The 8,346-nt window shown below is 39.4% G+C and carries 10 protein-coding genes; 6 read left to right on the plus strand and 4 right to left on the minus strand.

Features of this window, described 5'->3' with window-relative positions:
- The first annotated feature begins 182 nt into the window (after positions 1-182).
- From FC83_RS06940 to FC83_RS06950, 3 genes are all read left to right on the plus strand, one after another.
- Positions 183-962: a hypothetical protein gene (locus FC83_RS06940; protein ID WP_035456285.1), complete on the plus strand. Its 780-nt coding sequence runs from the start codon at positions 183-185 to the stop codon at positions 960-962.
- 68 nt (positions 963-1,030) lie between these two features.
- Complete coding sequence (locus FC83_RS06945; protein WP_035456287.1) at positions 1,031-1,744, plus strand: hypothetical protein; 714 nt, start codon at positions 1,031-1,033, stop codon at positions 1,742-1,744.
- Between the two features lie 47 nt (positions 1,745-1,791).
- Complete coding sequence (locus FC83_RS06950) at positions 1,792-2,541, plus strand: hypothetical protein (protein WP_035456290.1); 750 nt, start codon at positions 1,792-1,794, stop codon at positions 2,539-2,541.
- Positions 2,542-2,619: 78 nt separating this feature from the next.
- Here FC83_RS06950 and FC83_RS06955 read toward each other — a convergent pair whose 3' ends face one another.
- From FC83_RS06955 to FC83_RS06965, 3 genes are all read right to left on the minus strand, one after another.
- Positions 2,620-3,237, minus strand: a complete 618-nt coding sequence (locus FC83_RS06955) for a hypothetical protein (RefSeq protein ID WP_057002574.1) — start codon at positions 3,235-3,237, stop codon at positions 2,620-2,622.
- 35 nt (positions 3,238-3,272) lie between these two features.
- Positions 3,273-3,686, minus strand: coding sequence for a hypothetical protein (locus tag FC83_RS06960; protein WP_035456299.1), 414 nt, complete (start codon positions 3,684-3,686; stop codon positions 3,273-3,275).
- 96 nt (positions 3,687-3,782) lie between these two features.
- Positions 3,783-4,013: a hypothetical protein gene (locus tag FC83_RS06965; RefSeq protein WP_152537827.1), complete on the minus strand. Its 231-nt coding sequence runs from the start codon at positions 4,011-4,013 to the stop codon at positions 3,783-3,785.
- A 552-nt stretch (positions 4,014-4,565) separates the two neighbouring features.
- Here FC83_RS06965 and FC83_RS06970 point away from each other — a divergent pair.
- Complete coding sequence (locus FC83_RS06970; RefSeq protein WP_035456305.1) at positions 4,566-5,291, plus strand: SLAP domain-containing protein; 726 nt, start codon at positions 4,566-4,568, stop codon at positions 5,289-5,291.
- Positions 5,292-5,473: 182 nt separating this feature from the next.
- Here the strand turns inward: FC83_RS06970 and FC83_RS06975 are convergent, their stop codons facing one another.
- Entirely contained in the window at positions 5,474-6,295 is an 822-nt protein-coding gene (locus tag FC83_RS06975) for a C40 family peptidase (RefSeq protein WP_035456308.1), read from the minus strand.
- Between the two features lie 801 nt (positions 6,296-7,096).
- On the opposite strand from FC83_RS06975, the gene FC83_RS06980 reads away from it, so the two are divergent.
- Together FC83_RS06980 and FC83_RS17400 are read left to right on the plus strand one after the other, a co-directional pair.
- On the plus strand, positions 7,097-7,690 hold the full coding sequence (locus FC83_RS06980) for a hypothetical protein (protein ID WP_035456311.1): 594 nt from the start codon (positions 7,097-7,099) through the stop codon (positions 7,688-7,690).
- Positions 7,691-8,158: 468 nt separating this feature from the next.
- The coding region (locus FC83_RS17400) for a transposase (protein WP_236700818.1) at positions 8,159-8,346 on the plus strand (188 nt) is incomplete at its 3' end.

Below are 8,346 nucleotides of genomic sequence, written 5' to 3' on the forward strand. Positions count from 1 at the left end.
GCGGCGTAACTCAAGGAGTTACGTCTTTTATTTTATTATGAGTGAATAATTCAGGTAACATATTTAAAATAAATTTTCGACTGATAACTGTGTAAAATATAAAATGTGTCCCTAATTTAATCTAATAGATGATAAACTTAGACATGTAGACTTTTATATATTTTTTAAGGAGGATTTTATTTATGAAACGTATACACCGTTTGGGGGTACTGCTGGCTGCATTCACATTAGCTGTAGTAGGTTTAACTATTAGTGGCCCCCAAAATGAAACCGCTGTCATCGCTGCCGATATCACTCCGATTGCTGCACCAACACCCTTACCCACTGACATCCTGGTCAGCTCTGCCTTTCGGGCTATCCCGATTTATTCAGATTCAGCCTTGACTCAAAAAACTGGTAAAACGCTGAGCACCGATTATATTACCTGGCAAGTCTTTAACGTTGTCAAAGGCACTTCTGGCGATTCAGCCTATAATTTGGGTGCGGATCAGTGGGTTGATGCTTATGCTGTATCGCTCGTTAAACCAAATCCTTATACTAGTCCTTTGACCGTTTCAGAAGTCGCCAATGGCGGCATCATTTATTCTTCCTGGTTAGCCTATCCCTTTTATTATGACCCGGAAACAACGATTTGGGCCGGCAATCTCAATGCAATGAATAATGAATGGATCATTCGTGGCATTGCCAAAGATGCCAGTGGTACAATTGTCGCTTACGATTTAGGACATAATCAGTGGGTGCCGGCAGAAAACTTAGTCACTGCTGCAAATTTATTCGGTTCCTTTGCAACTCAGGCTGGGACACCCACATACAATCGCCAAGGTGAACAGACTGGGACGATTGCCACCAGTGGTCTGTATCAAACTTTTGGAGCGACGTACATTAATAATCAACAAGCCATCAAGCTTGGAACCGATGACCAATGGGTCCTAGCCGCTGCTGGTGCGTATTATCCCAACTGACCATTCGTTAGGATAATGTTCAACCTATTGTTAGCCATCCCACCAACCGATGAGGAGGACTTACACAAATGAAATTTAAGAAATTGCTTGTTGGAATTCTGGTGCTGTTAGGCACGTTTTGGTTAGGCAGTGGACAAGTAGCTGCTGCCAGTCACATCGAATCAGCGACAAACACTGTGGTAAACTCTGGTGCATCCCCAGTAAAGGTTTATTCCGATCCAGAATGCACGCAATATTCTGGTAAAACATTAGATACAACGATAACCCATTGGCGAGTTCTACGAAATTTAGTGCGTGACACGGGTGGTATCCTGGCGTTTGACCTAGGACATCATCAATGGGTTAAAGGTACAGAAGTATTTATCCAATTAGCGCAGCCAGATAAAGAAAATCACATGGGTATCTTAGAAGCCTATTCTGCGGGCCGACAAGTGCCAATCTACGACTCTCCCCAGCTTTGGCATATGACTGGTCAGCTTGATCCTACTATTAGCCATTGGGCCATCATTAGATACGCTATTTTTAGTTCAGGTGCTGCCTTCCTTGACCGCGTAGATCTAGGTGCTAACCAATGGGTCAATGCCAAAGATGTAGACATCATCCGCACTTCATTTCATTTTGATGCCAATGTTCCCTTGGTTGACCGCACTGGCCGTGTGACAGGTGCCATCACCCGCTCCGGGCAATATAAGGTCTTTGGTACCACCACTATTCAGGGTGAAACCTATGTCAACTTAGGCAATGATAGCCAGTGGACTAACTTCAAAAATGCACGTCCTTAAAAATCACCTATGCACCATCGACAACGACCTACTTGGGGGAATTAAGAATGAAACTAAAATTAAAGTACCTATTACTATTAGCCTTACCAATCATTTTGGGAATGACATTAAGCTATAACGCCACCCCAGTCCAAGCAGCGCTAGTGATTAAAGATACCACCCACGAAAATTCCACTTTTGGTTCGGGCAACCAACCGACGCCAATTTACACAGATCCAGAAACGACTAAGCCTACCGGACAAGCGTTAGATACGCATATTGAAGCTTGGAAAATCACAAGAGTCGCTGTCAATGGGGACACGGCCATCGCCTACGACCTGGGCTACAATCAATGGGTCGCCACCAGGGATGGACGTTATAACATAGAAGGGTCTTGGTATTTTTTAGAAGCCTTTACCCCAAATGCGGGCACACCAATTTATAGTGACAGTTTAGGTATTCACCAAATTGGTACCCTTGATCCAACTATTAAGGACTGGCAAATTACCCAAGTGGCCCAACTTGCGGGTACAGACATTATAATGGCTGTGGATTTGGGCCATAATCAATGGGCGTTAATGCAAACCAACCAATATACCTATTTAATCCCAGAAGTTTTTTACTTCAGAGCTGGCACACCAACGTTTGATCGCGACGGACACATAACTGGTCAAGTTGCTACAACTGCCGCTTATCAGGTATTCGGGGCTACAATGGCTGCTAAATATGGCTTAAGCTTAAAATTAGGGTCGGAAACTCAGTGGGCCAAGAGCGCCTCAGGTTGGCCATATCCCTTCCCAGAAATGGACACGCCGTAAAATTAATTCAAAAACAGGTTTAGCGTTGTCGTTTACACGACTGCTAAACCTATTTTTTGTGTTTTGTATATTATTAGTTTAATATCTTGGCGCCTTGCCCATTGCGTAGACCTGGCCATCATAGTAGACATTGTATTGCAGTGTCTCTTGGTACATGGGACTACCGTCTAGATAGTCGTATATCCAACGGCCAACTTTATAATGTACGCCGTATTCATCCCGAACAAGAATCGATATATACCCATCATTAGTACTGAGGCCCTTACCACCTAACGAAACTATTGCATTCAATAAAGCATCGTAGCCATCTGAAACCGGTACTTTAGCTTGATCAGCTTGTAGCCACATGTCACCGCCCACATCATAATACCAACCATCTTGGCGTAATGTATAGCCATAAACCTGCCACTGGGACCCTACTGGCAAAATTTTATCAAAAATTTTGTTATCATCATTGCCATAAAACACATTAGCGCCCCATTCACCATTAACAGTGGCTACCGTAGGATAATCGTAGTAAACATTAGGCTGTTTAAAGGGTGCTGGTCCAACCTTAGGATCATAGCCCACGTTATAGCCCGCACTGACGCCTTGAGATAATAATTCATCGCCATAAACAGTATCGGGATGTGCTGCTATAAGACTGAATGACACCAGTAACAACACGGCAAGTAACAACATTCGTTTGATTTTCATTTTAAGCTTCCTCTCACATTACAATAACCACTTAATTAATAAGGTGAACCAGCATCATAAAGGGCCCATTGATCATCACTGCCAAGTTTGACGTAGATGCCACCATTAATGGTTGTCACATCAAAGATTTGATAATTGTAATGTTTAGGGTTATCAATAGTTTGCGTCTGTTGTCCGTTTTCGTTGTATAGCGGCGTCCCTGGTTGGAAATAATAATTATCCTCAATGACCCGCGTTTTATCAGACAAACCAACCCATTGATTATCGCCTAAATCAAAGGAATAGGTGCCATCAGCTTGGGTAGGATTTGAAACACGCGTAATCGCCCAATGGCTAATACTAGGGTCCAATTTACCGCTGGGTTGCGTTAAATAGGGATCACTATAAACTGTGGTAGCTTCCCCATTTGAATAAAATTCTCGGAAAAGTCTATTTGGATTAGCACTCAAAGAATTTGGGCGACCATCGGTTATTTTTACCCATTGATTGCCACCTAAATTATAAGCAACAATATAATTGCCATCATAGGCTGTTTGAAAAACTTTTCAAGTGTCTACCGCCGTACTCAACGTTTTCCCTGTGGCCTGCGTAGTTTCAGGGTCAGCATAAATTGGTGCTGGCTGATTTTTGGTTGTAAATAGCGTGCTTTCATCTTTAATCGTCAGATTATCTGCTCTGACAACACCAGTTTGAAAGAAAATCACGGCTGAAATACCAAGTAGTAAAGTCGCTGCGATAATAAGTGATCTTTTTACCGTTCCAATTTGTTTAATCATTATGACTCCCCCCATATGTACTTTCCCCCATTATACCGCACGCCAACTATTCTGAATGGTTCTAGTAAATCTAAATGTCTCATGCCGACTAATCGGAAAATCAAAAAGGGCCATCTGAATTAGACTGTGTTGTCTACATCTAATCCAGATGGCCCTTGCTTTAGATCATTGTGTACTTGCCTATTCTTCCGTTTAGTATAGGCCTACTCCAGAAAGAAGCAGTTCGTTGCTATCGCAACTAAATAATCGACAATTCAATGTTACTGTAAGCCACTAAGTATAGCCAATTTCAGGAGCTCAAACTCAAACACCGCCTCAACTACACTTGGAAATTTTTCCATACGTCCTTGCGGTTCGAGATAAATCACATTACAAACCCGCAACAAAACATTGTCATTTTTAAATTTAACCATATCGATCACTCTTTAATCACCACCTTACCGTGCTATATTTACATACGCAAAGTAATTTTGATGTTGTGTGTGATTTAGAAATTAAAAATTCGGCAATGCTAATAAATGGTAAAATGTAGGTATTCAAGGAGGGTGTACTATGAAAAAATGGATTGTAAGTATTATCTCTGTGGTAGCTTTTTTGATTATTGGTGCAACTAGCACTAATGGAACTGCAAGTGCTAGTACAATTGATACACCTCAAGTGCCCTATTCCGTTAGTTCTGTGGGTTTTCCAGTAAAAATCTATAATGATGCTGCTTGTACCCAGTATTCAGGTAAAACCTTAGCAACAAATAATAGCGACTGGCAGGTTATTCGTCAGTCGACAGTACCTGAAAATGGTATTAAGAAGTTTTTAGCTTATGATTTAGGTAATAATCAATGGGTCAAAGCAGATGAAGTTTTCCGTGGCTTCAATAAAGTAGGGGCTGGAGTTTCTTATGCCTATTCTCGGGGGCAAAAAGTCCCAGTCTATGATTCACCACAACTCTGGCACATTACCGGTTATTTAGATCCTGCAATTAGTTATTGGAAAGTTAATAGTTTCACCCTATATGGACCTACAAACAACAATATTAATCGGGTTAACTTGGGTAATAACCAGTGGGTTGATTCTACCAAAAATGTTGATGTAATTAGAACTGCAATGCTGTTTCCCGATGGCACACTAACATATAATCAAGATGGTCAACAAACAGGTGCTGTCAGCGGAAACTACGACTATTACAAGATATTTGGCGCCACAACTATTAATGGTATGACTTACGTGAAGTTGGGGTCAGATAATCAATGGGTGAAACTATCAGATGGTACAATGAATTAAATAATCTTGTTAAGCTATAGTAAAGTACAGGGACAAAAGTCCGAAAAAATTATTTCAAAAAAAGATCCCGTAAAGTCAGTTGCATAGAAACGCTGATTTTTACAGGATCTTATTTTTTAATTAAAATAAAATTATCTAAACTTTTGACTTTTGTCCCAATCTCTTTACCCTAATTAAGATAATTATTGCCCTAGTTGTGTAATACGTCTAAATGGTTGCTCAGCAAGAGGAATGTTCATGTTACCATATGTCTCATATCCAATGTTAGGATTATTTTCAAGACTCATCGCACTCCATACCATATTATTATCTGCATAAATTGCAACATGCGTGTTTCCAGCTGGGCCATAGAATACAAGATCACCTGACTGCAATTCACTTACATCAATTGGTGTTGTATTTGCGTATTGCACTGCCGAATTACTACCGATGTTAATTCCAAAATATTGAAGCGCTGTATATACTAATCCAGAACAATCAAAATAATCGGGACCAAATCGATTCGTTGGATCTGTTGGCAACACATATGATTTTCCTGTACTAATTTCTACTGCATGATTCAAAAACTGTTGCCGCAGAGGAACGCTGTTAGGATTGGCTGGGTCATTAGTATTGGCCCCTTGAACCCATTCGTTACCACCAAGGTCATAATTATAGCCACCCCAGACATCAACGGCTACAGTAAAGTACTGGTACTGCTCACCTTGGTTCAAAAGAACATCCGTCCAAGGCCGACCATTAACAGAATACTGTGCCATAATACCGGTGGCAGTGACTGTCAAAACACCTGATTCTTGAGAAACACTTTGAACAGATTCGGAAACTTCAAGATCTGTTACGTATTCATCAGTACCAACGTTGTACCAATTAACCCCATATTCATCAGAAGATTTACTGAAATACTGCCATTGCGTACCGAAGTCCAAGTTACGGAGAACATCCCCATTGATCGCATTCCAGAGTTTTGCACCTTTTCTAGAAGTTACAGTTACTACATCAGACATATAAAAAACTTCTTTCTGCCATTACGGCTACGATTTAATCAACATCTTGATCGGAGATGTAAGTTCTAAGCACGTGCTTGATGTTATACTATTATATCTACATATAACTTACAACAGTATTTCCAGTTATTTATGATAATATAATAAGCATTATGATAATATAGTCTAAACTTATTTAGTGAATGTCAAATGTTAGATTGATGCTCACTGCCTTTTTTGATGATTACGGCAATTGATATTACCACTGTTTGCGAAGTACCTTGCCACCTTCGGCGTAAGTAGGTTACCAGGCCAATTAAGGAAATAACAACACTCAAATTTTTCCCGTTAATTCAAGCAATATCAACACCTTAAAAAACGATGTCAAGCTGATTGAAAAATTAGCTCGCCATCGTTTTTTTAATTCAAGTTGAATAGATTCGTAAGTTCTCTAATTAAATCATGATCGTGATACCAAGATATTTTTTATATCAACAATCGAGATTGATACCAGTTTTTTGTAAAGTACCATCTATACACGCACGGTAATATCACAGTAATTAAATTATAATCATAAATCATTCACAATTAACATGAAACTAAACTGCAATCACTTTTTATTCACTGCGAAATCAGCAGGTTGTCATTATAAAAAACGTGTGTTTCCCTTTAAAAATTTTCATTTCTATAAAATACATGATAATATACATCGCCTATTATCATGTATTTTAATAATTTTTGTTTTATTTATCTAAATTAGGATTACATTTTTATTACTAAGAAAAAATTTTCTTGGTGAATAAAAAATAAGGAGTCCTAATCATGACAAACAATTATACCTATGCCTCCACAGTCAAAGTATCCAGAAAAAGTGCGCGTGCCAGAAATAGATCTGGTGCGGTCCACCGGTATACCCCTAAGGCCTATAACACGGATAACTTTGAGTTTTCAGCCAGACGTTGCCAGATGCATCAAAAACGCGCAAACCTAAAAAAAACGAAGCATCCTGCCCCTAGAAAACCGACTTCAACAAATTCTACTCGTGTGGCCAAATGGCGCAAATCACATAGACTTGGTTCAAATGGCAATAACAGAGCCAGTGCTGCTAGACGTTTTGTGTTTGCTGCTTCTGAAGTAGATTACAAAGATTTGAAATCCATTCTAGTAAAGCTTCAAAATCACACAATTACGGAAATTCCGCGTATTCATAACAAAATTGATAATGTAATACTGCGTAAATTAGGAATCAAGAAAGAAACATATACGAACTACCGGGCCCAAGTCCTCAATTATCTTGATGAAATCAAGAACAACGATCAGGTATTAGCAGCTCTTGCTAAAGACTTCGCTGACAGGGATGCTGGTAGACCACGGCAACATAAAAAAACTGGACCTAAACCAAACAAGAGAAAATAGCTTACTACGTTTAGATAAACGATTAAGTGTAAATTAAAAAAGAAAGAGACCGAAACAAAAATCGAATCTAATGACAGTTGCCTTTGCTCTGCATTGACAATATCTAAATTAGAACATTGGTTTTTATCCCGGTCTCTTTTAGTGGCATTCTTATTGAGCATTCTTGACATAAAGCCACTAAGTGAAAATTGGCCTGATTTAGTTTAGCAGTTACATATGTACACAAGTATTTAAAGCTCGATATACTTCTCCAAAAGCTCTCAACCCAAGATTTATAAAACCATTTTGAAATAATCCGATAACTTTTCATATTATCCCTGAATTATTCACTCATAATAAAGTAAAAGACGTAACTCCTTGAGTTACGCCGCATTATCTATGTACACCGCCGCACCTTATGGGTGCGACGGAAATGGTTTCTCTATGGTATTATTTAATCGACTAAAAGAAAATAATAGGAGAAACCATATGTACAATTTACGGCATAATACGCTTAAAAGCAACACTGATATCACTATTGATAACGCAGGCAGTGAAGTATCTTCCAATACCGGTCTGCTGCTGTTCTCTGAACACCTTTACCAAAGGGGTTTTACAGATAGGATCAAGGCAACACTTAAATTCAAGGAACTCAAAATTTACAGGAAATACCCAGA

It is taken from the genome of Agrilactobacillus composti DSM 18527 = JCM 14202 (assembly GCF_001436375.1).
Lineage (GTDB): Bacteria > Bacillota > Bacilli > Lactobacillales > Lactobacillaceae > Agrilactobacillus > Agrilactobacillus composti.